The organism is Phenylobacterium sp., assembly GCF_036677185.1.
Classification (GTDB): domain Bacteria; phylum Pseudomonadota; class Alphaproteobacteria; order Caulobacterales; family Caulobacteraceae; genus Phenylobacterium.
The window spans coordinates 1-22,290 of record NZ_JAKFEN010000028.1; the positions used below are offsets into that span (position 1 = coordinate 1).

23 protein-coding genes, 3 tRNA genes and 3 rRNA genes are annotated in these 22,290 nt (G+C 65.8%); 16 read left to right on the forward strand and 13 right to left on the reverse strand.

The window, feature by feature from the left end; genetic code table 11:
* From V6M51_RS17025 to V6M51_RS17055, 7 genes are all read left to right on the forward strand, one after another.
* Nucleotides 1-657 (forward strand): 16S ribosomal RNA (locus V6M51_RS17025); the annotation flags it as partial.
* A gap of 173 nt (nucleotides 658-830) precedes the next feature.
* Nucleotides 831-907 (forward strand) — tRNA-Ile (locus V6M51_RS17030).
* A 61-nt stretch (nucleotides 908-968) separates the two neighbouring features.
* A tRNA-Ala gene (locus tag V6M51_RS17035) sits at nucleotides 969-1,044 on the forward strand.
* Between the two features lie 219 nt (nucleotides 1,045-1,263).
* Nucleotides 1,264-4,056, forward strand: a 23S ribosomal RNA gene (locus V6M51_RS17040).
* A gap of 80 nt (nucleotides 4,057-4,136) precedes the next feature.
* Nucleotides 4,137-4,251, forward strand: a 5S ribosomal RNA gene (rrf, locus tag V6M51_RS17045).
* A 57-nt stretch (nucleotides 4,252-4,308) separates the two neighbouring features.
* Nucleotides 4,309-4,385: transfer RNA gene (locus tag V6M51_RS17050), tRNA-Met, on the forward strand.
* An 86-nt stretch (nucleotides 4,386-4,471) separates the two neighbouring features.
* Complete coding sequence (locus V6M51_RS17055) at nucleotides 4,472-5,632, forward strand: pyridoxal phosphate-dependent aminotransferase (protein WP_332769074.1); 1,161 nt, start codon at nucleotides 4,472-4,474, stop codon at nucleotides 5,630-5,632.
* Nucleotides 5,633-5,654: 22 nt separating this feature from the next.
* Here V6M51_RS17055 and V6M51_RS17060 read toward each other — a convergent pair whose 3' ends face one another.
* The 4 genes from V6M51_RS17060 to V6M51_RS17075 form a co-directional block, all read right to left on the reverse strand.
* Nucleotides 5,655-6,182 (reverse strand): SMI1/KNR4 family protein, encoded by a 528-nt coding sequence (locus V6M51_RS17060; protein ID WP_332769076.1) that lies wholly within the window; start codon nucleotides 6,180-6,182, stop codon nucleotides 5,655-5,657.
* Nucleotides 6,179-7,120 (reverse strand): hypothetical protein, encoded by a 942-nt coding sequence (locus V6M51_RS17065; RefSeq protein WP_332769078.1) that lies wholly within the window; start codon nucleotides 7,118-7,120, stop codon nucleotides 6,179-6,181. The genes V6M51_RS17060 and V6M51_RS17065 overlap by 4 nt, the downstream gene beginning before the upstream one ends.
* A gap of 219 nt (nucleotides 7,121-7,339) precedes the next feature.
* Nucleotides 7,340-8,113 (reverse strand): alpha/beta fold hydrolase, encoded by a 774-nt coding sequence (locus V6M51_RS17070; protein WP_332769080.1) that lies wholly within the window; start codon nucleotides 8,111-8,113, stop codon nucleotides 7,340-7,342.
* Between the two features lie 19 nt (nucleotides 8,114-8,132).
* A complete protein-coding gene (locus V6M51_RS17075; protein WP_332769082.1) occupies nucleotides 8,133-9,536 on the reverse strand; it encodes an aldehyde dehydrogenase family protein in 1,404 nt (467 codons plus the stop codon).
* Nucleotides 9,537-9,688: 152 nt separating this feature from the next.
* Here V6M51_RS17075 and V6M51_RS17080 point away from each other — a divergent pair, with 152 nt between their 5' ends.
* Together V6M51_RS17080 and V6M51_RS17085 are read left to right on the forward strand one after the other, a co-directional pair.
* On the forward strand, nucleotides 9,689-10,159 hold the full coding sequence (locus V6M51_RS17080; RefSeq protein WP_332769084.1) for a hypothetical protein: 471 nt from the start codon (nucleotides 9,689-9,691) through the stop codon (nucleotides 10,157-10,159).
* A 2-nt stretch (nucleotides 10,160-10,161) separates the two neighbouring features.
* On the forward strand, nucleotides 10,162-10,977 hold the full coding sequence (locus V6M51_RS17085) for an acyl-CoA thioesterase (RefSeq protein ID WP_332769086.1): 816 nt from the start codon (nucleotides 10,162-10,164) through the stop codon (nucleotides 10,975-10,977).
* On the opposite strand, the gene V6M51_RS17090 is transcribed toward V6M51_RS17085, so the two are convergent.
* Nucleotides 10,974-11,432 (reverse strand): hypothetical protein, encoded by a 459-nt coding sequence (locus V6M51_RS17090; protein WP_332769088.1) that lies wholly within the window; start codon nucleotides 11,430-11,432, stop codon nucleotides 10,974-10,976. The genes V6M51_RS17085 and V6M51_RS17090 overlap by 4 nt on opposite strands.
* A 78-nt stretch (nucleotides 11,433-11,510) precedes the next feature.
* Complete coding sequence (locus tag V6M51_RS17095) at nucleotides 11,511-11,789, reverse strand: hypothetical protein (protein ID WP_332769090.1); 279 nt, start codon at nucleotides 11,787-11,789, stop codon at nucleotides 11,511-11,513.
* 313 nt (nucleotides 11,790-12,102) lie between these two features.
* On the opposite strand from V6M51_RS17095, the gene V6M51_RS17100 reads away from it, so the two are divergent.
* Together V6M51_RS17100 and V6M51_RS17105 are read left to right on the forward strand one after the other, a co-directional pair.
* Entirely contained in the window at nucleotides 12,103-12,384 is a 282-nt protein-coding gene (locus V6M51_RS17100; protein WP_332769092.1) for a hypothetical protein, read from the forward strand.
* A gap of 68 nt (nucleotides 12,385-12,452) precedes the next feature.
* On the forward strand, nucleotides 12,453-13,433 hold the full coding sequence (locus V6M51_RS17105) for an aldo/keto reductase (RefSeq protein ID WP_332769094.1): 981 nt from the start codon (nucleotides 12,453-12,455) through the stop codon (nucleotides 13,431-13,433).
* Here V6M51_RS17105 and V6M51_RS17110 read toward each other — a convergent pair.
* The 5 genes from V6M51_RS17110 to V6M51_RS17130 all read right to left on the reverse strand — a co-directional run bounded on the left by V6M51_RS17110 (nucleotide 13,430) and on the right by V6M51_RS17130 (nucleotide 17,683).
* A complete protein-coding gene (locus tag V6M51_RS17110) occupies nucleotides 13,430-13,639 on the reverse strand; it encodes a hypothetical protein (RefSeq protein WP_332769096.1) in 210 nt (69 codons plus the stop codon). The two genes, V6M51_RS17105 and V6M51_RS17110, sit on opposite strands and share 4 nt — an antisense overlap.
* A gap of 100 nt (nucleotides 13,640-13,739) precedes the next feature.
* Nucleotides 13,740-14,555: an arylamine N-acetyltransferase family protein gene (locus V6M51_RS17115; RefSeq protein ID WP_332769098.1), complete on the reverse strand. Its 816-nt coding sequence runs from the start codon at nucleotides 14,553-14,555 to the stop codon at nucleotides 13,740-13,742.
* A gap of 59 nt (nucleotides 14,556-14,614) precedes the next feature.
* On the reverse strand, nucleotides 14,615-14,854 hold the full coding sequence (locus V6M51_RS17120; protein WP_332769100.1) for a hypothetical protein: 240 nt from the start codon (nucleotides 14,852-14,854) through the stop codon (nucleotides 14,615-14,617).
* 56 nt (nucleotides 14,855-14,910) lie between these two features.
* Nucleotides 14,911-16,209, reverse strand: a complete 1,299-nt coding sequence (locus tag V6M51_RS17125) for a S8 family serine peptidase (RefSeq protein ID WP_332769102.1) — start codon at nucleotides 16,207-16,209, stop codon at nucleotides 14,911-14,913.
* A 259-nt stretch (nucleotides 16,210-16,468) separates the two neighbouring features.
* Nucleotides 16,469-17,683: an LLM class flavin-dependent oxidoreductase gene (locus V6M51_RS17130; RefSeq protein WP_332769104.1), complete on the reverse strand. Its 1,215-nt coding sequence runs from the start codon at nucleotides 17,681-17,683 to the stop codon at nucleotides 16,469-16,471.
* Nucleotides 17,684-17,872: 189 nt separating this feature from the next.
* On the opposite strand from V6M51_RS17130, the gene rlmJ reads away from it, so the two are divergent.
* From rlmJ to V6M51_RS17155, 5 genes are all read left to right on the forward strand, one after another.
* Nucleotides 17,873-18,688 (forward strand): 23S rRNA (adenine(2030)-N(6))-methyltransferase RlmJ, encoded by an 816-nt coding sequence (gene rlmJ / locus V6M51_RS17135; protein WP_332769105.1) that lies wholly within the window; start codon nucleotides 17,873-17,875, stop codon nucleotides 18,686-18,688.
* A gap of 76 nt (nucleotides 18,689-18,764) precedes the next feature.
* On the forward strand, nucleotides 18,765-19,244 hold the full coding sequence (locus V6M51_RS17140) for a hypothetical protein (RefSeq protein ID WP_332769107.1): 480 nt from the start codon (nucleotides 18,765-18,767) through the stop codon (nucleotides 19,242-19,244).
* A gap of 65 nt (nucleotides 19,245-19,309) precedes the next feature.
* Entirely contained in the window at nucleotides 19,310-19,873 is a 564-nt protein-coding gene (locus V6M51_RS17145; protein ID WP_332769109.1) for a sugar transferase, read from the forward strand.
* A gap of 85 nt (nucleotides 19,874-19,958) precedes the next feature.
* Entirely contained in the window at nucleotides 19,959-20,423 is a 465-nt protein-coding gene (locus V6M51_RS17150) for a c-type cytochrome (protein ID WP_332769111.1), read from the forward strand.
* The gene (locus V6M51_RS17155) at nucleotides 20,420-21,094 is read left to right on the forward strand and encodes a cytochrome b/b6 domain-containing protein (RefSeq protein WP_332769112.1); all 675 of its coding nucleotides are present in this window, start codon (nucleotides 20,420-20,422) and stop codon (nucleotides 21,092-21,094) included. The genes V6M51_RS17150 and V6M51_RS17155 overlap by 4 nt, the downstream gene beginning before the upstream one ends.
* Here the strand turns inward: V6M51_RS17155 and V6M51_RS17160 are convergent.
* Together V6M51_RS17160 and V6M51_RS17165 are read right to left on the reverse strand one after the other, a co-directional pair.
* Nucleotides 21,091-21,423: a hypothetical protein gene (locus V6M51_RS17160; RefSeq protein WP_332769113.1), complete on the reverse strand. Its 333-nt coding sequence runs from the start codon at nucleotides 21,421-21,423 to the stop codon at nucleotides 21,091-21,093. The two genes, V6M51_RS17155 and V6M51_RS17160, sit on opposite strands and share 4 nt — an antisense overlap.
* 66 nt (nucleotides 21,424-21,489) lie before the next feature.
* On the reverse strand, nucleotides 21,490-22,245 hold the full coding sequence (locus tag V6M51_RS17165) for an endonuclease III domain-containing protein (protein WP_332769115.1): 756 nt from the start codon (nucleotides 22,243-22,245) through the stop codon (nucleotides 21,490-21,492).
* Nucleotides 22,246-22,290 lie beyond the last annotated feature (45 nt).

Consider the following 22,290-nt stretch of genomic DNA (forward strand, 5'->3'; position numbering starts at 1 on the left):
TGGGGAGTACGGTCGCAAGATTAAAACTCAAAGGAATTGACGGGGGCCCGCACAAGCGGTGGAGCATGTGGTTTAATTCGAAGCAACGCGCAGAACCTTACCACCTTTTGACATGCCCGGACCACCAGAGAGATCTGGCTTTCCCTTCGGGGACTGGGACACAGGTGCTGCATGGCTGTCGTCAGCTCGTGTCGTGAGATGTTGGGTTAAGTCCCGCAACGAGCGCAACCCACGCCATTAGTTGCCATCATTAAGTTGGGCACTCTAATGGGACCGCCGGTGGTAAGCCGGAGGAAGGTGTGGATGACGTCAAGTCCTCATGGCCCTTACAAGGTGGGCTACACACGTGCTACAATGGCGACTACAGAGGGTTGCAACCCAGCGATGGTGAGCTAATCCCCAAAAGTCGTCTCAGTTCGGATTGCACTCTGCAACTCGAGTGCATGAAGTCGGAATCGCTAGTAATCGCGGATCAGCATGCCGCGGTGAATACGTTCCCGGGCCTTGTACACACCGCCCGTCACACCATGGGAGTTGGTTTTACCCGAAGGCGATGCGCTAACCGCAAGGAGGCAGTCGACCACGGTAGGGTCAGCGACTGGGGTGAAGTCGTAACAAGGTAGCCGTAGGGGAACCTGCGGCTGGATCACCTCCTTTCTAAGGATGAGCCTCCAGAGCCTCTCGCGGTTCTATTGGTTCGTCATAGACACTAAACAGGTGCGGAACGCCGCCGTCTTCGTTTCTCTTTCCGTAAAACACTGCAACCGCATGATTGAGGTTGCGGTGCGATCGCGTGTTCCCGGTCTCGGACCGGGAACGTGCCGCTTCAAGGGCCTGTAGCTCAGTTGGTTAGAGCACACGCCTGATAAGCGTGAGGTCGGCAGTTCGAGTCTGCCTGGGCCCACCACACTTCGTGTGTTCCCTGGGCGGATAGGTCGATGACAGCTCTCACTGAGCGCCTTCTAGTTGGGGCCATAGCTCAGTTGGTAGAGCGCGTGCTTTGCAAGCATGAGGTCGTCGGTTCGATCCCGTCTGGCTCCACCAAGAAGCCTCCCGCCGCGATCGCGGAGATACAAGTTTCCAACGCCTGGCTTCGCCGGCGCTGGCAAAAAGACATCGTGAATTGAAGGGTCTGTCCGGCTCCCCTGAGCTTGAGGACGCACCCGAGAAGACATCAAAACAAAGCGCATGTGTGGGCGTGTCCCGGCCCTTCGTACGGCCGAGACGCATATACCGTCCCCATACATGAGTTTTGCTGAGAACGATCAAGCGCATAAGGGCTTCTGATGGATGCCTTGGCGTCGAGAGGCGATGAAAGACGTGGCACGCTGCGATAAGCACCGGGGAGGCGCGAGCACCCTTTGATCCGGTGATCTCTGAATGGGGAAACCCACCTTTACAATCTGCGAATTTGATTTCCGGCTTCGGCCGGAACTCAGGTTCGTTGGTTGTTCAAAGGTATAATGACCTGAATAAAATAGGGTTCATTAAGCAAACCCGGGGAACTGAAACATCTCAGTACCCGGAGGAAAGGACATCAACCGAGACTCCCGTAGTAGTGGCGAGCGAACCGGGACCAGGCCAGCGCCGTCGTGACATAAAGCCGAATGACTTGGAAAGGTCAGCCATAGCGGGTGATAGCCCCGTAGGCGTCAATTAGCGACGGACTCGAGTAGGGCGGGACACGTGAAATCCTGTCTGAACATGGGGGGACCACCCTCCAAGCCTAAGTACTCCTCGACGACCGATAGTGAACAAGTACCGTGAGGGAAAGGTGAAAAGCACCCCGACGAGGGGAGTGAAATAGAACCTGAAATCGGAAGCCTACAAGCAGTCGGAGCCACCTCGCGTGGTGACGGCGTACCTTTTGTATAATGGGTCAGCGACTTCATGTGCCAAGCAAGCTTAAGCCGATAGGTGTAGGCGTAGGGAAACCGAGTCTGAATAGGGCGAATAAGTTTGTCGCATGACGACCCGAAACCAGGTGATCTATCCATGAGCAGGTTGAAGGTAAGGTAACACTTACTGGAGGACCGAACCCGTGAATGTTGAAAAATTCTGGGATGACTTGTGGATAGGGGTGAAAGGCCAATCAAACCTGGACATAGCTGGTTCTCCGCGAAAACTATTTAGGTAGTGCGTCGGACGAATTCCTTGGGGGGTAGAGCACTGGATGGATGCGGGGGTCGCGAGATCTACCAATTCTAACCAAACTCCGAATACCCAAGAGAACTATCCGGCAGACACACGGCGGGTGCTAACGTCCGTCGTGAAAAGGGAAACAACCCTAACCATCATCTAAGGTCCCCAAGTCCTGGCTAAGTGGGAAACGATGTGGGATTGCTTTGACAACCAGGATGTTGGCTTAGAAGCAGCCATCATTTAAAGAAAGCGTAACAGCTCACTGGTCAAGCGATCCTGCGCGGAAAATGTAACGGGGCTCAAGCCAGGCACCGAAGGTATGGGTTTGCAGTTTACTGCAAGCGGTAGCGGAGCGTTCCGTAAGCCTGTGAAGGTCAGCTGCGAGGCTGGCTGGAGGTATCGGAAGTGAGAATGCTGACATGAGTAGCGACAAAGAGTGTGAGAGACACTCTCGCCGAAAGTCCAAGGGTTCCTGCGTAAAGCTAATCTGCGCAGGGTTAGCCGGCCCCTAAGGCGAGGCCGAAAGGCGTAGTCGATGGGAATCAGGTGAATATTCCTGAGCCAGTTGGTAGTGACGGATCCCGTAAATTGTGAGGGCTTATTGGATTGTTCCTTGCAGTGAAGGGGTCCCTGGAAATAACTCCAACGGAGACCGTACCCGAAACCGACACAGGTGGACAGGTAGAGTATACCAAGGCGCTTGAGAGAACTATGCTGAAGGAACTCGGCAAATTGCACGCGTAACTTCGGGATAAGCGTGACTCTGCTTAGGGCAACCTTTGTAGAGTGGCACAGGCCAGGGGGTAGCGACTGTTTATCAAAAACACAGGGCTCTGCGAAGCCGCAAGGCGACGTATAGGGTCTGACGCCTGCCCGGTGCCGGAAGGTTAAAAGGAGCGGTGAGAGCTGCGAATTGAAGCCCCGGTAAACGGCGGCCGTAACTATAACGGTCCTAAGGTAGCGAAATTCCTTGTCGGGTAAGTTCCGACCTGCACGAATGGCGTAACGACTTCCCCACTGTCTCCAGCATAGGCTCAGCGAAATTGAATTCCCCGTGAAGATGCGGGGTTCCCGCGGTCAGACGGAAAGACCCTATGAACCTTTACTGCAGCTTCGCCTTGGCGTTAGCGGCAACATGTGTAGGATAGGTGGGAGGCTATGAAACCGGGGCGCCAGTTCCGGTGGAGCCATCCTTGAAATACCACCCTTGTTGTCGCTGACGTCTAACCGCAGCCCGTTATCCGGGTTCGGGACATGGCGTGGCGGGCAGTTTGACTGGGGCGGTCGCCTCCCAAAGTGTAACGGAGGCGCGCGATGGTGGGCTCAGAGCGGTCGGAAATCGCTCGACGAGTGCAATGGCATAAGCCCGCCTGACTGCGAGACTGACAAGTCGAGCAGAGACGAAAGTCGGCCATAGTGATCCGGTGGTTCTGCGTGGAAGGGCCATCGCTCAACGAATAAAAGGTACTCTAGGGATAACAGGCTGATTTTGCCCAAGCGTCCACAGCGACGGCAAAGTTTGGCACCTCGATGTCGGCTCATCACATCCTGGGGCTGGAGCAGGTCCCAAGGGTTCGGCTGTTCGCCGATTAAAGTGGTACGTGAGCTGGGTTCAGAACGTCGTGAGACAGTTTGGTCCCTATCTGCCGTGGGTGTACGAAGCTTGAGAGGATCTGTCCCTAGTACGAGAGGACCGGGATGGACACACCTCTGGTGGACCTGTCGTGGCGCCAGCCGCGCAGCAGGGTAGCTAAGTGTGGAATAGATAACCGCTGAAAGCATCTAAGCGGGAAACTAACCTCAAAACAAGGCTTCGCCGAGAGCCGTGGTAGACCACCACGTTGATAGGCCAGGTGTGGAAGTGCCGCGAGGCATGCAGCTTACTGGTACTAATCGCTCGATCGGCTTGATCGTTCTTAGTTGAACTCATGTTCGCTTTGTTGCGCACTCTTCGAGAGTGCTGATGTCTTCTCGTTTTTCATCCGTTTCGTTGACCTGGTGGTTTTGCCGAGAGGTCCCCACCCGATCCCATTCCGAACTCGGTCGTTAAGCCTCTCTGGGCCGATGGTACTTCGTCTTAAGGCGCGGGAGAGTAGGTCGCCGCCAGGTCTACCAAACGGATGAAACGTCCAACCCTTCAATCACGATCTTCTATCCAAGCTTTGCCGCGGGGTGGAGCAGCCCGGTAGCTCGTCAGGCTCATAACCTGAAGGTCACAGGTTCAAATCCTGTCCCCGCACCCAAGACTTCAAAAAGCCCCCGCCGATGCGGGGGCTTTTTTCGTTCCCCAACGCGCTATAGACGGGCCGAAGTCTCCCCGAGGATCCAGATGGCCGAGCCGATCGAACCTTTCCACGCCATCACCATCAGCGGCGTGGCCCATGAGCTGAAGAGCCAGGGGCGCTCGATCATCCATATGGAGTTCGGCCAGCCCTCGACCGGGGCGCCCAAGGCGGCCATCGCCGTGGCCCACCAGGTCCTGGACACCGACGGCATGGGCTACTGGGAGAGCGCGCCGCTGAAGCGCCGCATCGTCCGCCACTATGACGAGACCTATGGCGTCAAGATCGCGCCGGAGCAGCTGATCCTCACCTGCGGCGCCTCGCCGGCCCTGGTCCTGGCGCTATCGATGACCTTCAAGCCCGGCGACCGGGTGGCCACGGCGCGGCCGGGCTATGTGGCCTATCGCAATTCGCTGAAGGCGCTCGGCATGACTCCGGTGGAGGTCGCTTGCGGTCCGGAGGTGCGCTTCCAGATGACCGCCGCGGCCCTTGCGGCCCTGGAGCCCGCGCCGGCCGGGGTGATCCTGGCCAGCCCGGCCAATCCCACAGGCACCATCATCCCGGAGACCGAGCTGGCGGCGATCGCCCAGGTCTGCCGCGCGCGGGGCATCCGCATCATCTCCGACGAGATCTATCACGGGCTGAGCTATGGCGAGCCGACCCGCTCGATGCTGGAGTTCGAGCCCGGTGCCATCGTCATCAACAGCTTCTCGAAGTATTTCAGCATGGCCGCCTGGCGGCTGGGCTGGCTGCTGGTCCCGCCCGACGAGGCGGCGACCGCGCGGGCCTATATGGGCGCGCTGTTCCTGACCCCGCCCTCGCTCAGCCAGCACGCGGCGCTCGCCGCCATGGATTGCCGCGAGGAGCTGGAGGGCCATCTCGAGGTCTACCGGACCAACCGCTCCTTGCTGCTGCAGGCCTTGCCGGCGCTCGGCCTCGACGCCATCGCCCCGCCGGACGGCGCCTTCTACATCTACGCCCGGGTGGGGCACCTGACCGACGACAGCCTGGCCTTCTGCGAGGAGCTGCTACGCGCAACCGGCATCGCCACCGCGCCGGGCCTCGACTTCGATCCCGTCGAGGGGCGGCGGTTCATCCGCATGAGCTTCGCGGTCTCCACCCCCGAGATCGAGGAAGCCCTGCGCCGCCTGACCCCCTGGTTCCAGACCCGCGCCGCCGAGCGGCGGGCGTTGGAAGCGGCGACCTGAGGCCGGGCGAAAAGCGAATGCCTCAGCCTGCAAGCCATAGCGCCGGGGCACGCGGACACTTCTCGATGTCTGGATCGATCTTCAACTCCCAACGCGGAGGCCATTCTTCGTCGCGAGCGCGATCGCTGTCGCCTAGAACAAGGAGGAACGCACCAAGCGAAGATCCTGCCGCCCATTCGGCCTCTTCGTAGCCGCGCTCGTGATCAAAGAAGTAGACGGCGGGGATTTCGACGTTTGGCGTGAGATCAAGGCCGTAGATGCTCCCGCACCCATCGCCGAAGAGCGGCACGGCGTTTGCGTGCAGCAATTCGGTCACTAAGCTATCGGGCGAACGCCAGCCCACGTGGTCGTTCCACCCAGGTGTCATCGCGTAGAATTCCCCGACCTGCGCGATCCGTTCCCGATAGAACTCGATCAAATCCGATGGCAGTTCACGGCCGAGCAGCTTGCGGACGTGTTCGATGATCCGTGCAGAATGGTCAGTACGCTCCCGCTTGAGCAGGCCGCGATCCTCAAGTCGCCGCGCCGCTTCGGCGACAGGAATCCTCATCTCGGCCCCCCTTTGTTGGGCGGTTTGTTCGACCGCGGCACTCCGGCCCGCCGAATGTAGGGTTCCACCAGCCGATCAATGCGCAGCTTAGCTTCCATCAATTCGGCTTGCGTTGGAATGCGGCCCTTGAGTGCTCTTCGGAAGGCGTCCCATTCCCGCGACGCGATGGCATGCGCTTCCGGTCGGAGACCCCACCGGTTCGCCAGCCGATTCGGGTCCGCATTTGGTTTCAGATGGGCCCATTCCAGAGGGTCGCTGTGATGTACCTCGGCCTTCATCTCGGATGCGGCGATGTTGTTTGCACGCTCGAACTTCGCCCGCCCCTTCTCTCGGAAGGCCGTCCTTTCATTGCGAGTGAGGGCCCGCCGGGCGCGCTGCCAGGCCTCGCGGCCGAGGAAGCTGAGAGGTCCTGCGGCGCCTTCCGACCCCGCCACGCCAGTTCCGAGGGCCGAAGCGCCACCCAACCCAAGGACCACCGCGGCTGGGGCCAGAGCCGGAACCGCCATCCAGCTGTTCTGGTTGCTGATCTCCCGTGTCGTCCGCGCGAATTCAGCCTGCTGACGGCGCAACTCCGCGAGATCGCTAGGCGGCGGCGCGTACAGGCTTCCGTATCGGGACCCGGCCTCGCGGGCAGGCTGCAACGATGGTGCGGAAGCAGGTTGAAGCGTCGCGACGGTCGCTGCTCGGTGAGGCATGGGCGCGGTTTGAGCCGCGGCGAGCGGTTGACGCTCTCGCGCATCCAGCACCCGCACGCCCAACGCGACGACATCAGCGGTCCTGGGCGCCGCCCAACCCTGACCGGTATCATTGGAAGCTGCCCACGTGTCTCGACCGGCGGCTTCCGCCGCCTGGCGCCGCGCCGCCTCTCGGCCTCGCCGCGCCATGAATTCCTCAATAGTTTCGCCCACGCCAACGCGCGCCGGCTGAATGCCAGCCATGCCGATCACCTCTCAGAATGTTCTGTTCAAGCGATGGGAGTGGCCGAGCCCGGGTACACGCCTCCAGCGCAGCAAAACTATAGCTCAGGTTGTTCTAGAATGCAAGAACAAAAAGGGAACAAACTGACCGGCGCACTTCGTCTCCTATCCGGCTAGCGCTGAGCTTGGAGCGTCCTACGTCTGATTGAGGAGATCGCGGCCGCTCGGCGTCGAAAGCCCTCACGCCTCCATCAACCCGGCCTTCTCCAGGAAATTCAGCAGCGCGGCATTGAACGCCGCTGGCTGGTCGATATTGGCTGCGTGCCCGGCGCCCTCGATCACCACCTTGCGCGCGTTCGGGATCTTGCCGGCCATGTAGTCGCTGGCGGCGAGGAACGGGGTGTCATCGGCGCCGACCACCACCAGGGACGGTACGGCGATGTCGGGCAGGCTCTCGATCACCCTGGCGTCGCGCTGGGTGAGCATGCCGCGCGCGGCGTGGGCGAGGCCCGTGGCGTCGCGGTGGCGGGCCGTGCGGGTCTCGGCGGTGCCCTTTTCCAGGAGGCCCAGGCCATCGGTCTCGTAGCGGTCGGCGCGCTTCAGCGCATTGGCGTTCCAGCCGTCGCGGGCCTCGTCCTTCTTGTAGCCGGGTCCGGTGTCTATGATCAGCAGGGCCCGCGTGCGCTGCGGGTGGGTGAGGTGGAAGGCCAGGCTCATATAGCCGCCCAGCGACAGGCCCCCGATGATCGCGTCCTTGGCGCCGACGGCGTCCAGGATCGCGGCCATGTCGGCGACCGTGGCCGCTTCCGAATAGGCGGCGGGATCGTCCGGATAGTCCGACTGACCGTGGCCGCGCATGTCCCAGGTGATGAGCTGGAAGTGCGGGGCGAGCGCGTCGATCTGGCCCTTCCACATCTGGGCGGTGGACGAGAAACCGTGGGTCAGGAGGAGGGGCGGGCCCTCCCCATGCACCTCGTAATAGATCTCGACCCCGTCGCGATTGAGCTTGGCCATCGGCCGTCCTCTCGGGCGCCTAGCGCGCCATGTTGATGACCTGCATCTGGGTGAACTCCGCCAGGCCCGCCTCGCCCAGTTCGGAACCGATGCCGGAGGTCTTGGCCCCGCCGAACGGGATGCCGGGGTCGAGCTCGGCATGCTTGTTGATCCAGACCGTGCCGCTCTCCATCCGGCCGGCCAGGTCATAGGCCACGTCCAGGTCGTCGGACCAGATCGAGCCGCCCAGGCCGTAGGCCGAGGCGTTGGCGCGGGCCAGCGCATCCTCGCCGTCGCGGATCTTGATCACCGGCAGGACCGGGCCGAACTGCTCCTCGTCCACCAGCCGCGTGCCGTCGGTGATGTCGCGCACGATGGTCGGGCGGATGAAGTAGCCCTTGCCCTCGGGCGCCAGGCCGCCGGCGATGATCTTGCCGGTCTTGCGGGCGTCCTCGATCACGCCCAGCACCTTCTCGTACTGCATCTTGTTCTGCAGCGGCCCCATCTGGACCCCCTGCTGCAAGCCCTCGCCGACCACGGCGGCGTCGGCCAGCCGAGCCAGTTCGTCGCAGACGGCGTCGTAGATGCTCTCATGCACATAGGCGCGCTTGACGGCGATGCAGACCTGGCCGGAGTTCTGGAAGGCGGCGCTGAAGATCTTGCCCGCCGTGGCCTCGGGGTTCACGTCGCCCAGCACGATGGCCGCGTCGTTGCCGCCGAGCTCCAGGGTGATGCGCTTCAGCGCATCGGCCGCGCCGGCCATCACCTTCTTGCCGGTTTCGGTGGAGCCGGTGAAGGAGATCTTGTTCACGTCCGGATGGGCGGTGAGCGCCCCGCCCAGATCGTTGGCGTCGGCGATGACGTTGAGCACGCCCGGCGGGACCATGTCCTTCACCAGTTCGGCGAAGCGCAGGGTGGAGAGCGGGGTGGTGGCCGCGGGCTTCAGCACCACGGTGTTGCCGGCCAGCAGGGCGGCGGGCACCTTGAAGGCCATCAGGATCATCGGGAAGTTCCAGGGCACGATGGCCCCGACCACGCCCAGGGCGCGGCGGCGCAGCTCGACCTTGCGGCCCGGGCCGTCGTCCAGGACCTTGATCGGCAGGTCCAGGGTCGAGAAATAGCGGAAGAAGGCCGCGGCGCCGTAGACCTCGCCGGTGGCGGCCTCGATGGGCTTGCCCTGCTCCTGGGTCAGCAGCCGGGCCAGTTCCGGCGCATTGGCCTGGATGACATCCGCCATGGCGACCAGGGCGGCGCGGCGCTCGGCGATGGGGGTGTCGCGCCAGGCGGGGAAGGCGGTCTTGGCGGCGGCCACCGCCTTGTCGAGCTGGGCCTTGGAGGCGCGCGGGCAGGTGGCGACCGACTCTTCCGTGGCCGGGTTGATCACCTCCATCGTGGAGTCGCCGTCCTCCAGACGACCGTCGATGAGCAGCTTGAACTGGGCCATGGCGCTTCCTTCCCTTTGCGATTGGCGAAATCTCGCCCACCTGCCGCAGCGGCGGTCAAGACTGCGCGAGCGGAAGTCGAAAGCGCGGTGCGGCGTGATAACTAGAAGCCCCCTGAACTGAGTCCGCCAGGCGCGCGGCGCGGAGACCCCTGATGATCATCGCCGGATGGATTCTCGCCCTGCTGGGACTGGCCCAGGTGGTGTTCGCCGGGACCATCGAGGTCTCGCAGCTCACCGAGGGCAACCGGCTGATCGGCCTGGCGCCCAGCGTGGTGGCCAACGCCGACCTGGTCGGCCAGAGGGCGATGATCCACCAGGCCGGCTGCGCGACCTTCCTGGCCGGGGTGGTGTTCATCGGCGCGGCCTATCTGAAGCCCGCGCCCCCTGGCCAGCAGACCAAGGCCTGGACCAGCATGGCGGCGATCGCGGCCCTGGTGCTGACCGTGGCGGCCCTGGGCGGGTTCGGCGCCTTCCTCTACGCCCTGCATGTGCAGAACGCCGATCAGCGGCTGGTCGACGAGATCAGGGCGCGGGAGGCCAAGAACCTCTCCACCGACGCCCTGATGAAGGAGGCCGAGAAGCGTCTGCGGAACGAAGCCGAAGCCGCCGCGGCGTCGCGCTGACCATGACAGCCCCGCTCTTCTTCGACATCCAGGCGACGCACAATCCGCACCGCTGGTACCTGCCGCTAAGCCCCGGGGTCTGCGTCGGGCCGCCCGGGAACCTGTTCATGTTCGGCGGGGTGGGGCTGGGCTCGTCCATCGCCGCCCTGCAGCGGACCTGCGAGCGGCCGGTGATCTGGGCCACGGCGCAATACCTCTCCTATGCCCGGCCGCCCAGCGTGGTGGACCTGGATGTCTGGGTTCCCGCAGCCGGCAAGTACAACAGCCAGGCTCGGGTGATCGGCCATGTGGGCGACAAGGAGATCTTCACCGTCAACGCCGCCCTCGGCGCGCGGCCCAGCGACCTGTCGCGCCAGTGGCTGGCCATGCCCGACTGCGACCCGCCGGAGGACTGCCCACCCGCCGCCCACTGGCGCGGCGGCGGCGAGGACCTGCACAGCCGCATCGAGGTGCGGGTCGCGAAGGGGCGCTATGGTGGCACGGACGCTGGCGACGGCGAGGATGACGGCCGCCTGCTGCTGTGGATCCGGCCCCGGGAAGCCATCGCCATCGACGCGACCATGCTGGCGATCATGGCCGACTTCGTGCCGGGCGCGGTGGGCAATGCGTTGGGTCTCAACGCCGGCGGCAATAGCCTGGACAACACCATCCGCGTGCGCGCGATCGTGCCCACCGACTGGGTGCTGTGCGACACCCGGATCCTGGGCGTCCACGGCGGGTTCGGACACGGGGCCATGTACCTGTTCGCCCAGGATGGCGAGCTGATGGCCACCGCCAGCCAGTCGCTGATCGTCCGCGTGCACGAGGACCGGCGCTAGGCCAGGGCCTCCAGGGCGGCGATCCGCGCCAGGTCCTTAGGCTGCCCGAACAGCCGGCAAATCTCGGCCTGCTCGGCGATAGTCGGAACGAAGACCCCGCCGATCGCAATCCGCGTCCGAGGTAGAACCAAGCGCCAGCCTTCGTCCGCCTGCACCTCGAACCCTGCCATGATCTCGACGGGCAGGGGCGCGAGCCTGGCCTTGGCGAAGATCCTGGAGCGGAACAGGTCGGAACTCGATAGCGGCGCGACCTCGGCGTTCCAGGCGCCGATGAGACCTCGGGCGTCGCGTTCGCTCACCAGCAGGTCGACATCCGGCGGCGTGAGTCCCGACACCCCGACCAGGGCCATGGCGGCGCTACCGAGCAGCCACCAGTCGTCGGAGAGGCCACCCGCCGCGGCGGCCACGACATCCAGGGTCGCGGCGAGGTCGGGCGTCAGGTCCGATCGACTCATGGCGAGCACGGTAGGGCGGGGTCGCCCCTATCACAAAGGCCGGCGTCGCCGCCGGCCTTTGCTTGGAACTTGTCGGGCCTAGCGCGCGGCCAGGGTCGTGCCGGCTTGGGCCTGGGCGGTGGCCAGTTGCTCGAACGCCACCTTGGTGGTGGCCTTCACGCAGCGGCCGTAGGCGTCCAGCGCCAGGGTCTCGCTGCGGGTCTCATAGAAGCACACCTTCTTGGCGGCCTTGGTGATGTCAGCCTCGATCTGGGCGGACGACTTACCGACCAGGTCGACCTTCACGGAGGAAGCGGCTTGGGCGGGCGCGGAGATGGCCAGAACGGCCAGGGCCGAGAGCGCGAAAGAACGGATCATAATTTGAAGTCCCGAAAGGGGGTTGAAGACCAACCACCTCCCGGCGTTTCCCTTTGGACGGCGGCCAAATCTGTCGCGACCGCTTCGCCCACGACTCGGATACCGCAGGCTCCAGCACGGGTTCAAGGTCAATTTCGCAGTGCGATGAAATCTTTGCTGCGCTGCAAAAAAGCTAGGCGCCTGCCGCTGATCCAGGCGTCCGCGCTGGAGTTGGCGCGTCCGTTGCGACGTGGATTTCCGAAGGCGCCGGAATGAAACACTTGCGTTCCGCCCGGCTTCACCATTGACTAATCTTCGTAAACGCCGAGGCCCCATGCTGCTTTCCGTTCTTGCCGCCGCCGCCGCGCTCTCGGCGTCTTCCGCCGCTCAACCGGCCTCGGCCACCGCCCCGGCTCCCATGGTGGAGGCGGTCACCACCGCGGTGCTGCTGGACTGCCAGGTGTCGGAAACCGGCCTGAAGGATTGCAAAGCGCTCGACGCCCAGGGCGCCACCGCCGACGCGGCCGTGAAGCTGGCGGCCCAGGTCGAGGTTCCGGAGAGCTTCGCGCTGGCCAATCCGGGCCGGATCGTCATCAAGATGACGGTCAACCCCTAAGCTGCGCTTGACCTGACGCCCCGCCTCGACGCTCTTCGCCAGCGTCACCAGAGGCATGGAGCGCGGGCATGGATAGACGTCAGATCGGTCCCTTCGAGGTCTCGGCTATCGGGCTGGGCTGCATGAGCCTGTCCCACGCCTACGGCCCGCCGCCGCCACGCGAACAGGCCCATCAGGTGCTGAAGGGGGCGCTGGACGCCGGTTACACCTTCTTCGACACCGCCGCGGTCTACGGGATCGGTCACAACGAGACCCTGGTGGGCGAGGTTCTGGGCTCGCATCGCAAGGACTTCATCCTGGCCTCGAAATGCGGCCTGACCAACGGCGACAAGCGCGAGCTGAACGGTCGGCCCGAGATCCTGAAGGCCACCTGCGAAGGCAGCCTGAAGCGCCTGGGGACCGACGTCATCGACCTCTACTACCTGCACCGCTGGGACAAGCGCGTGCCGATCGAGGAGAGCGTCGGCGCGCTCTCCGAACTGGTCGCCGAGGGCAAGATCAAGACGATCGGCCTGTCGGAGGTCTCCGCAGACACCCTGCGCCGGGCGCACGCTGTCCATCCCGTCACCGCGCTGCAGACCGAATATTCGCCCTGGACCCGCAATCCGGAGATCGCGGTGCTGGATGCTTGCCGCGAACTAGGCGTCGCCTTCGTGGCCTTCAGCCCCGTGGGTCGCGGCTTCCTGGCGGGCGGCGTCCCCGATCCGAGCGTGCTCAGCGAAGGGGACTTCCGCAAGGACATGCCGCGCTTCCAGGGCGCGGCCTTCGCCGCCAACCTGAAGCTCTATAAGGCGTTCGCGGCGCTCGCCGCCGAATCCGGCTGCACCCCGGCCCAGCTTTGCCTGGCTTGGCTGCTGGCGAAGGACCCGATCATCGTGCCGATCCCCGGCACCACCTCGCCGGCCCACATGGCCGAGAACGCCAAGGCCGCCGAGGTGACGCTGTCGGCGGAAACCCTGGCCAGGGTCGAGGCCCTGGTGAACGAGAAGACCGTCACCGGTCCCCGCTACGCGCCCGCCATGCAGGCCTCGGTCGACACCGAGGGCTAGGCGGCTTCCAGGGTCTCCGAGGCGGTCTTCAGCGCCGCCTTGGCCAGGGTCATGGCGCGGTCGGCGACCACCTCGGCGGGCAGGTCGTGCAGGCCGCGGGGGCGCGGCAGGCTGATCTGGACGATGACCCCATCGTCGGTCAGGACGGAGACGCCCACGACGGTCGGACTGACGGTGACGGACGGCGGAAGCGAAAGGTCGAGCATGTCTGCGTCTCCATTTCCCCAACGGATGGGGATGTGGGACCGCACGCCCAGGATGTCCAGGCACGCTTTTATGACTTGGCGGGTAGGAACCTATTAGGGCTCAGGCCTGGGCGTCTTCGCCGAACAACTCTTCGTGCTTGGCGTGGATCGCGGGCCAGAGGCCGGCGGCCTCGGGCACGTCGAGGTCGAAGTCGCGCTTCAGAACGCCGACGAATTCCTCGGCCGAATTGAGCAGTCGCGTTTCCTTGCCGTCCGGCCGGATGCGGCGATGGGCCCGGCCCAGCAGGCTGACGATGCCGTCCGGCGTATGGCGGAAGGCCAGCGCGGTTTGGACGAAGATCGACTCCGGCGAGGTCGAGAGCCACCGGCAGGTGGCGCCCAGTTCGTCGGGCGAGGCGGGGGCCAGGGTGAAGTCGAAAAAGGGCGCCCCGCCGTTGGCGTGGTTGTGGAATCGCAGCCATTCGCCGTCGAGATCTTCCAGCCGGAACCGGTAGCCAGCGCATTCATGCGCCTGGAATGTCATCGGGAAGGGCTCGAGGATGCCGTCGCCGAAGCCAACGTCGGCGATGTAGGGCTGGTCGAGTTCGACGCGCAGGACCAGGTGGTTGCCCAGCGGACGATCGTCGCGCTCCCCGCGGGCCACGGAACCCGACATGCGGGTGACCGAGAAGCCGATCTCTTGCAGCACCGCGCCCAACAGGCCGTTCATCTCGTAGCACCAGCCGCCGCGCCGCCGGGTGACCAGCTTGTCGAAGGCCGCCGCCGGATCCAGCGTCATCGGCCGGCGAAGCTGGACGTCGAGGTTCTCATAGGGAATGGCCCGCAGGTGACCGCGGTGAAGGGCGGTCAGGGTCGCCAGGTCCGGCCTGGCGCGGCCCGAGAAGCCGATGCGGTCGAAATAGGCCTGGACGTCCACGGCGATTCCCTGAGCTCAGTCGCTCAGGCTAGACGGGAACGCAACGCCAAGCCAGCCGATCACCAGGTCTCGGGCGAGTCCGGCGGGCCGATATCGACGTCCTCGTTGGGGGAGACGTCGGCGACGCCCGGCAGGCCGCGAATGCGCTCGGCCAGGGCCTCGTCGGCGCTGCCCATCAGGACGCCGATGTCGTCGAGCTGCTGGTCGATGGAGAAGCCGTGGTCGGACAGAGTCTTGGCGATCTCCGGCAACGGTCGCTCGGGGGTGGCGGTCACCACCCAGCGCTTGGCGTCGGCCATGCCTGCCTCCTATCGAAAGGACGCCCGCCGCCCTGGGACGGCGGGCGTGACCTCAATCAGGCCGGCGCCTGGACCAATCCCGCGCCCACCCGCGTACGGGGATAGGGCAACGGACGGGCGGTGGCGATCAGCTTGTTCCACAGGGCCTGGCCCCGCAGGTTGGGATTGGTCTGGGCCCAGAGGGCCGCGCAGCCGGCGACATGCGGCGTGGCCATGCTGGTGCCGCTCTTCACGCCATAACGCGTCGGCCGCGGCACGGACGAAAGGACGTCCCGGCCGGGGGCCGCGATCTCGATCTTCCCGAACGACGAGAAGCTCGACGGCGCCAGGTTGGAGTCCAACGAGGCCACCGCCATGATGGTCGGCGAATTGGCCGGCGATCCGGTGGGACCTCCGCTGTTACCCGCCGCGGCGACGATCAGGCAGCCCCGAACAAGGGCGGCGCGGCCCGCGGCCGTGTAGGCGGCCTGGACGGGCGAGCTTGAGCCCAGCGACATCGAAATCACGGCGCACCTGTTGGCGATCGCCCAGTTCATGCCGGCCAGGACGCTGGCGGTGGTGCCGGAGCCGGAATTGGTCAGCACCTTGCCGGGATAGATCGGAGCCTTGTAGGCGATGCCGTAGCGCGGCGTGACGCCGGGCGGGGCGAGCGGACCCGCCGCCGTGCCGATGCAGTGGGTGCCGTGGCTGTGGAGGTCCTGCACCGGCTGGCCGACGAAGGTCTGGGTGAAGAACTGCCGGCCCGTGAAGTCGGGGTGGCCCAGGTCCATGCCGGTGTCGAGCACCGCCAGCCGGATCCCCGCGCCGCTGCGCGAACTGGGCGGAACCTTGCAGCGGGCCAGGCCCCAGGTCGCGCCGAGCACCTCGGCCTCCACATCGGAATCGTCGGGTTCGAGGTCTCCCAGCTGCTCGAAGTCCATGACGATGATGTCGACCGCGCGCCGGAAGCCACGCAGATATTCGGTGGCCACATTGTCGGCGAAGGCGAAATATTCCGGCTCCACGGCCTCGATCGGGCTGTCCTGCGCCAGGGCCTCGACCGCGCTGACACGCGACTTCTGGAGCGCTGCGGCGCTGACCACCGCCACGCCGATTTCGGGCAGGACGAAGGCGTCGGCGTCCCCGAGCTCGGCCAGGCTGATGTCCTGGTCGGCGAAGTCGCGGGCGTCCGCGGTCCGCAGGCCCTCGGCCTGCAGGGACGAGGTCCCGCTTTCGAGCGCCCCTTCCTTGTAGGTGATGACGTAGCGGCCGGTCTGGAGCTCCTCGCCGCTGTGTTGCAGGGCCGCCATGAGCATGTTGTCGATGCCGGAGCCGTTGGCGCCGTTAGCGCCGCCGTTGGTAGGATTCTTAGCCACGTTGCTTCCCTTCCAGGATGGGTGAACGGACCTTGATGTCGCTGCTCAGGCCTAGCCTTCGTCTATGCCACGTCCCACACACAGCGGCGCCACCCCCGTACGCACAGGGTCCAGGTGAACGACCAGTCGATTTTCGAGAACTTGAAGTCGCAATGGCGGCTTCTGACACTTTACAGATTACGCGAATCGCGGGTCAGTTGCAAGGTCAAGTCGGACACGTATGACGTTCACGCCTGCGTGATGGCGCGGGCGCCGTCTCTCACTCGGCGGGAGGTTTCGCTCCGCCGGTGATCATCTCGACGATCTCGGGCCGGATGTTCTCGGAGCCCTTCTCCATCATGTGCTGGACGATGCGGGCGCCGACGGCGGCCTGCATCTGGCCGGTGAACTCGGCCTTGTTGGACTTCACCCAGTCCATGGAGGCCTGGCGGTTGACGTTCAGATCCTGGAAGCGGGGCGCAACATAGCGGGCGAACAGCTCGTAGGACTTCTTCGTCGCTGTCCAGTCGGCCCAGTTGTGGGCCATGAACAGGAAGGCGCCGAAGCCTTTGCTCTCGTCGAGCAGTTGCTGGATCTTGGCCGCCGCGTCGTCCGGCGTGCCGATCACCGCCATGCCGGACTCCATCAGCGCCTCGACGGGATTCTCGGCGTCGGCCGGCACGATGGGCAGGTTGGCGATCTCGCGGAAGTAGTAGATCCACTTCTCCAGGCCGAAGCGGACGTCAGCCATGGCCTGTTCGCGGGTCTCGGCGATGTGCATGGGTCCGACCAGACGCCAGGCGCGGCGGTCCATGGTCTGGCCATAGTCCTTGGCCTGCTCCTCGGCGACCGCCCAGTTGGAGGCCAGCGCATTGAAGCCGCCCGTCGAGGTCGCGCCAAGCGACAGCAGGCCCGCGCCATGCTTGCCCGCCGCCCGCGCGCCGGTCGGCGACACCTGGCTGGCCACGGCGATCTCAACGCTGGGCCGCGAGTAGGGGGTCATCTGCAAGCGGGCGTTGGCGAGCTCGAACCAGTCGGATTTGTGGGTGACCGTCTCGCCGCGCAGCAGGGGCACCAGGACGTCCAGCGCCTCGTCCATGCGGTCGCGCTGCTTGGAAGGCGGAATGCCCATCATGAAGGCGTCGGAGACCAGGGCGCCGGGGCCGACGCCAAACATCACCCGGCCACGGGTCATGTGGTCGAGCTGGTTGATGCGGTCGGCCAGCATCAGGGGATGGTGGTAGGGCAGGGAAGAGACCCCGGTGCCCAGGCGGATGTGCTTGGTGCGCTCCGCCGCGGCGGCGATGAACACCTCGGGCGAGGCGATAAGCTCATAGGCGGCGGAGTGGTGTTCGCCGATCCAGGCCTCGTCATAGCCGAGCTGGTCCATCCACTGGACGAGTTCGAGGTCGCGCTGGATGGCCAGCGTCGGGTTCTCCTCGATGGGATGGAACGGCGCGATGAAGGCGCCGAAACGCAGCTTGTCTCCGAGCATGTGAGCCCTCCCTGGGGGTGTTTTGCGCGACCTTAGCGCCGATTACGCGGGGGACGCCTAGGGGAAAGCTTCAAGCGGCCAGCCAGCGGTGTCGCGGGCCATCTCGCGCCTTTGGAAATTCCGCGAGCCGTGGCAGGAACGCCCTTCGCAGGCGCTCGACGTGAGCGGCGCCGCAGGGTTTCGACGCCGATGAACTACCGCCACGCCTTCCATGCCGGGAACTTCGCCGACCTGGTCAAGCATGCGGCCCTGCTGGATCTGCTCTCCCAGATGCCTCGGCCGTTGACCGTGATCGACACCCATGCCGGCCGCGGGCTCTACGACCTTTCCGGCGACGAGGCGCAGCGTTCCGGCGAGGCCCGGGCGGGGGTCGGCCAGCTGATGAAGGCCCAGGATCTGCCGGCGGCGCTCCAGCCCCTGCGCGCCGCGGTCAGCCAGCTGAACGGCGGCGGGCCGGCGCGGCTCTATCCGGGCTCGCCCCTGCTGATCGCCGGCGCCCTGCGCAAGGGCGACAGCTATCTGGCCTGCGAACTGCGGCCCGAGGAGCATGCGGCCCTGACCCAGGCCCTGACGCCGTGGCCGGCGGCGCGGACGGTTTGCGCCGACGGCTATGCCGAGGCGGCGGCCAGGCTGCCCCGCGACGGCCAGGCCCTGGTGCTGATCGATCCGCCGTTCGAGAAGTCCGACGACTATCGCCGCTGCGTAGAGGCCCTTGGCGCCGTCGCGGCCGCGAACCCCCTGGCCGTGACCCTGGTCTGGCTGCCGCTCAAGGACCTGGAGACCTTCGACAGCTTCGTGCGCGACGCCGAGGACGCCGGGGTCGGGCCGCTGCTGATCGCCGAGGCGCGGATGCGGCCCCTGACCGATCCCATGAAGATGAACGGCTGCGCCCTGGTCGTGGCCCGCGCGCCTGACGGCATGGGCGAGACCCTGCAATCGATCTGCGATTGGACAGTGGGCGCCCTGGGGCAGGGCGGGGCGGCCCGAATCTGGACCGCCACCTAAGGTTCATTTTGCACTTGCGAAGAGATCGGCTAGGATTTGCTGCATCGCACAAACCTTAGCCGTTTGGAGGCGTCCATTGATCCCGTCGCAAACCCTTCCCGAGCTTCCCACTGAGCTCAAGTTCGACCCCAAGAGCGCGATCTATGTGCCGCTGGGCGCAGCCTCGCCGTTCTGGTTCCTCTATGCCGGCGCGGCCTCGGCCGGTGTCGCCTACTGGTGGCTCAGCCGCTGGCGGGAGGCGACGAACCTCGAGGCCCTGTTTGCGAAGACGCCGGCCGTGCTGGAACTCGAAGCCGCTCCGGCCGCCGAACCTGAGGTCGAGGCGCTGGAGCCCGCGGTGGCGGCCGAGCCCGAACCTGAGCCGGCCTTCGTCGCGACTGCGGAACTCCTGCCCGACGCCGCACCGGTGGTCGACGCCGCGCCGGAGACCGAGCCTGAGCCGGTCGTCGAGCCCGAACCGGTGATGGAGGCCGCGCCCGAACTCGCGCCCGAGCCGGCGGCGCCCAAGCCGAAGACGCCGCGCGCCACGCGTTCCATCTCCGACGACCCTGCCTGAGCTTGGCGGTCGGGCGCTTGGCGCGCTAAGGCTTGACCCGCACCTGAGGGACGGTGGGAGAAGCAGTGGCCAAGCGGGCGTTCGACATCCTGGCGGCCCTGACGGGGCTGATCCTGCTCTCGCCGGTGCTCGCCGCCGTGGCGGTCGCCGTGCGCCTGGAGAGCCCCGGCCCGGCCCTGCATTGGTCGCGCCGCGTCGGGCGCGGCAACGGCCTGTTCGCCATGCCGAAGTTCCGCACCATGCGGCTTGGCGCGCCGGACGTGGCGACCCACCTGTTGTCGGACGCGGGCGACTGGATCACGCCACTGGGCGTCTTCCTGCGGCGCACCAGCCTCGACGAGCTGCCTCAGCTCTGGAGCGTCCTTGCCGGGGACATGAGTCTGGTGGGACCGCGGCCGGCCCTGTTCAACCAGGACGACCTCGTGGCCCTGCGCACCGCCGCCGGGGTGGAGGTCCTGCGGCCCGGCCTCACGGGCTGGGCTCAGATCAACGGCCGCGACGCCTTGCCCATCGCCGACAAGGCGCGGCTGGACGCCGACTACCTGGCGCGGCGCAGTTTCCTTTTGGACCTCAAGATCATCGCCCTGACCGGCTTGGCGGCGGTTACAGGCCACGGCGTGCGCCATTAGAGCCTCGCCAAGCGCTAGCTTTGATTGACGGGCCTCTTTTGCTCGTCTCAACTCCGCCGCATCCACACCTCGCAGCGGAGACGTCATGTCCGGCAAGACCAGCGCCATCAGTATCGCCCTCGCCCTGGCCCTGACCGCGGGCGGCGCTGTCGCGGCGACCTCCGTGGAAAAGGCCATCACCCTGCGCCAGGCCAGCTACAAGGAGATGGGCAAGTCGTTCAAGGCGGTGAACGACGAGCTCAAGAAGGACACACCGGACACCAAGCTGATCGCCGCGGAGGCCAAGAAGGTCCACGGCTTCTCCCTCGCCATCCCCAAATGGTTCCCTAAGGGTTCCGGTCCCGAGGCCGGGATCAAGATGCGCGCCAAGGCCGACATCTGGGCCGAGCCCGTCAAGTTCGCCGAGGCCACCAAGGCGCTGCAGGTCGAGAGCCAGAAGTTGCGCGTCGCGGCCGGCAAGGGCGACGTCGAGGCCATCAAGCTCCAGTTCAAGGCCACCGGCGGCGCCTGCGGCGGCTGCCATAAGCCCTTCCGCGCCGAGGAAAAATGAGCGACTCGACCTTGCCCCGCGCGCCCGGCGTGGCGCTATGGGACCTGCCGACCCGGATCTTCCACTGGACCCTGGTGGTGCTGATCCTGGTCGCCTGGTTCTCCGCGGAACAGAACATGCAGCTCCACAGGTGGGCGGGCTACGGGCTGCTGGGCCTGCTGGTCTTCCGGCTCTGGTGGGGCGTGGCGGGCGGCTCGACCGCGCGGTTCGCGAGCTTCCTCACCGGCCCCAAGGCGACCCTGGCCTATTTGAAGACCGCGGGCGAACGCAGCCCCAGCCACGCCGGCGGTCATAATCCCGTCGGCGCCTGGAGCGTGGTGGCGATGATCGCCGTGATGTTGGCCCTGACCGTGCTTGGCCTGTTCGCCGGCGATATCGACGGCCTGGAGTCGGGGCCGCTCACCTATCTGGTGAGCTTCGAGACCAGCCGGCTCTGCGCCGAGTGGCACGAGCTGCTGTTCCGCGTCTTGCAGGGCCTGGTCGTCCTGCACTTGCTGGCGGTGGCCTATTATTGGGCCTGGAAGCGCCAGAACCTGATCGGCGCCATGATCACCGGCAAGAGCGCCTTCGCCGCTGAACCGTTGAAGCGGGGAAGGCTGTGGAGCCTGCTGGTGGGGCTGATCCTGGCGGTGGGCGTCGCGTGGGCGGCGGCCAAGGGGCTGCGGTTCTAGCCCCCGTTGGCCGCGTCGCGCAGGCAGCCCAGCCAGGCTTCCTCACGCGCCTTCTCGGCTTCGCGCAGCTTGGTCTCGGCCTCGCGGACCCCTTCGTCGTGCTTGCGCCATTCCAGCACCGCGCCTTCGCGGGCGGCGCGGGCGGCCTCCATGGTCGGGAAGCGGGCGAGGACGGCGCGGACGCTATAATTGACCGGCGGCCCCACGGTCTCGCGGTCGGGATAGAAGCCGGTGATGGAATCCGCGGTTTCGCTCTCGATGTGGAAGACGTCCGCCCAGCCCGCATGGTGACGCATCAGGGCCCAGGGCCGTTCAATCCAGTCGGTCATCGATCGCTCCTAGAATCCGTGGCCGCAAACTAGCGCGGTCGGCGGCGCACTCCAACGCCGTAGGCGTCAGATTCCGGCTTCTTCGCCAGGGAGCGTCCGGGGACCGCGGAAGGCGACCACATCGCCCTCCTGGTCGCGGCCGACCCCGATGCGCGGGCAGGCGTCGCGCAGGGCGCACAGGTCGCAGGCCGGGTCGAAGTGGCTGCAGATCGACTGGCCGTGGGCCTTGAGCAGCCAGTGCAACTCGAAGAACCGGTCTGCGTCCCAGTCGGCGGGGGCCTGTTCCATCAGACCATCATAGGCCAGGGTCCGGTCGCCGCCGCGCGGGGTGAGGCCGAGCCGGCCGCCGACCCGTTGGACATGGGTGTCGACGGTCAGGACCGGCCGCGCCAGGGTGCTGAAGTTCAGGGTCGCCGCCGCGGCCTTGACGCCCACGCCCGGCAGGCGGGTCAGCCACTCCATGGCCTCGTCCAACGGTTCGTCCTTCAGAAAGTCGAGGTTGAGCTCGCCGCGCTTGAGGATGATCACCCGGATCAGGATCGGCAGCCGCCGCGCCTTGTCCTCGGCGAAGGTCACCGGATCGATCACCGGCTCGATCTGGGCCGGATCGGCCAGGGTCAGGGTCGCCCAGTTCGGGAAGGCCGCGCGCAGGCGGATGAAGGCGGCCCAGGCCACCTCGTCATAGGTGCGCGCGCTGATCACCGCCTTGATGAGCTGGGAGACCGGATCCATCCGATGCTCGGCCCTCTGCGGCCCGAAAACCGCGCGGAGCCGGTCGCGGACGGCCGGCAGATCGGAGGGGAGGGCGAGTCGGATTTGCATGTCGCCGATAAGAACAAATACAGAACATTTGTCAACGACCCGGCT

What these genes read in the sequence shown, in the direction of transcription:
- V6M51_RS17085 (WP_332769086.1), top strand. Translation starts at nt 10,162, where the DNA reads ATGACAGCCCCGCTCTTCTTCGACATCCAGGCGACGCACAATCCGCAC.
- V6M51_RS17150 (WP_332769111.1), top strand. Translation starts at nt 19,959, where the DNA reads ATGTCCGGCAAGACCAGCGCCATCAGTATCGCCCTCGCCCTGGCCCTG.
- V6M51_RS17110 (WP_332769096.1), bottom strand. Translation starts at nt 13,639, where the DNA reads ATGCTCGACCTTTCGCTTCCGCCGTCCGTCACCGTCAGTCCGACCGTC.
- V6M51_RS17095 (WP_332769090.1), bottom strand. Translation starts at nt 11,789, where the DNA reads ATGATCCGTTCTTTCGCGCTCTCGGCCCTGGCCGTTCTGGCCATCTCC.
- V6M51_RS17160 (WP_332769113.1), bottom strand. Translation starts at nt 21,423, where the DNA reads ATGACCGACTGGATTGAACGGCCCTGGGCCCTGATGCGTCACCATGCG.
- V6M51_RS17065 (WP_332769078.1), bottom strand. Translation starts at nt 7,120, where the DNA reads ATGGCTGGCATTCAGCCGGCGCGCGTTGGCGTGGGCGAAACTATTGAG.
- V6M51_RS17165 (WP_332769115.1), bottom strand. Translation starts at nt 22,245, where the DNA reads ATGCAAATCCGACTCGCCCTCCCCTCCGATCTGCCGGCCGTCCGCGAC.
- V6M51_RS17060 (WP_332769076.1), bottom strand. Translation starts at nt 6,182, where the DNA reads ATGAGGATTCCTGTCGCCGAAGCGGCGCGGCGACTTGAGGATCGCGGC.
- V6M51_RS17155 (WP_332769112.1), top strand. Translation starts at nt 20,420, where the DNA reads ATGAGCGACTCGACCTTGCCCCGCGCGCCCGGCGTGGCGCTATGGGAC.
- V6M51_RS17075 (WP_332769082.1), bottom strand. Translation starts at nt 9,536, where the DNA reads ATGGCCCAGTTCAAGCTGCTCATCGACGGTCGTCTGGAGGACGGCGAC.
- V6M51_RS17080 (WP_332769084.1), top strand. Translation starts at nt 9,689, where the DNA reads ATGATCATCGCCGGATGGATTCTCGCCCTGCTGGGACTGGCCCAGGTG.
- V6M51_RS17120 (WP_332769100.1), bottom strand. Translation starts at nt 14,854, where the DNA reads ATGGCCGACGCCAAGCGCTGGGTGGTGACCGCCACCCCCGAGCGACCG.
- V6M51_RS17130 (WP_332769104.1), bottom strand. Translation starts at nt 17,683, where the DNA reads ATGCTCGGAGACAAGCTGCGTTTCGGCGCCTTCATCGCGCCGTTCCAT.
- V6M51_RS17105 (WP_332769094.1), top strand. Translation starts at nt 12,453, where the DNA reads ATGGATAGACGTCAGATCGGTCCCTTCGAGGTCTCGGCTATCGGGCTG.
- V6M51_RS17055 (WP_332769074.1), top strand. Translation starts at nt 4,472, where the DNA reads ATGGCCGAGCCGATCGAACCTTTCCACGCCATCACCATCAGCGGCGTG.
- V6M51_RS17070 (WP_332769080.1), bottom strand. Translation starts at nt 8,113, where the DNA reads ATGGCCAAGCTCAATCGCGACGGGGTCGAGATCTATTACGAGGTGCAT.
- V6M51_RS17100 (WP_332769092.1), top strand. Translation starts at nt 12,103, where the DNA reads ATGCTGCTTTCCGTTCTTGCCGCCGCCGCCGCGCTCTCGGCGTCTTCC.
- V6M51_RS17090 (WP_332769088.1), bottom strand. Translation starts at nt 11,432, where the DNA reads ATGAGTCGATCGGACCTGACGCCCGACCTCGCCGCGACCCTGGATGTC.
- rlmJ (WP_332769105.1), top strand. Translation starts at nt 17,873, where the DNA reads ATGAACTACCGCCACGCCTTCCATGCCGGGAACTTCGCCGACCTGGTC.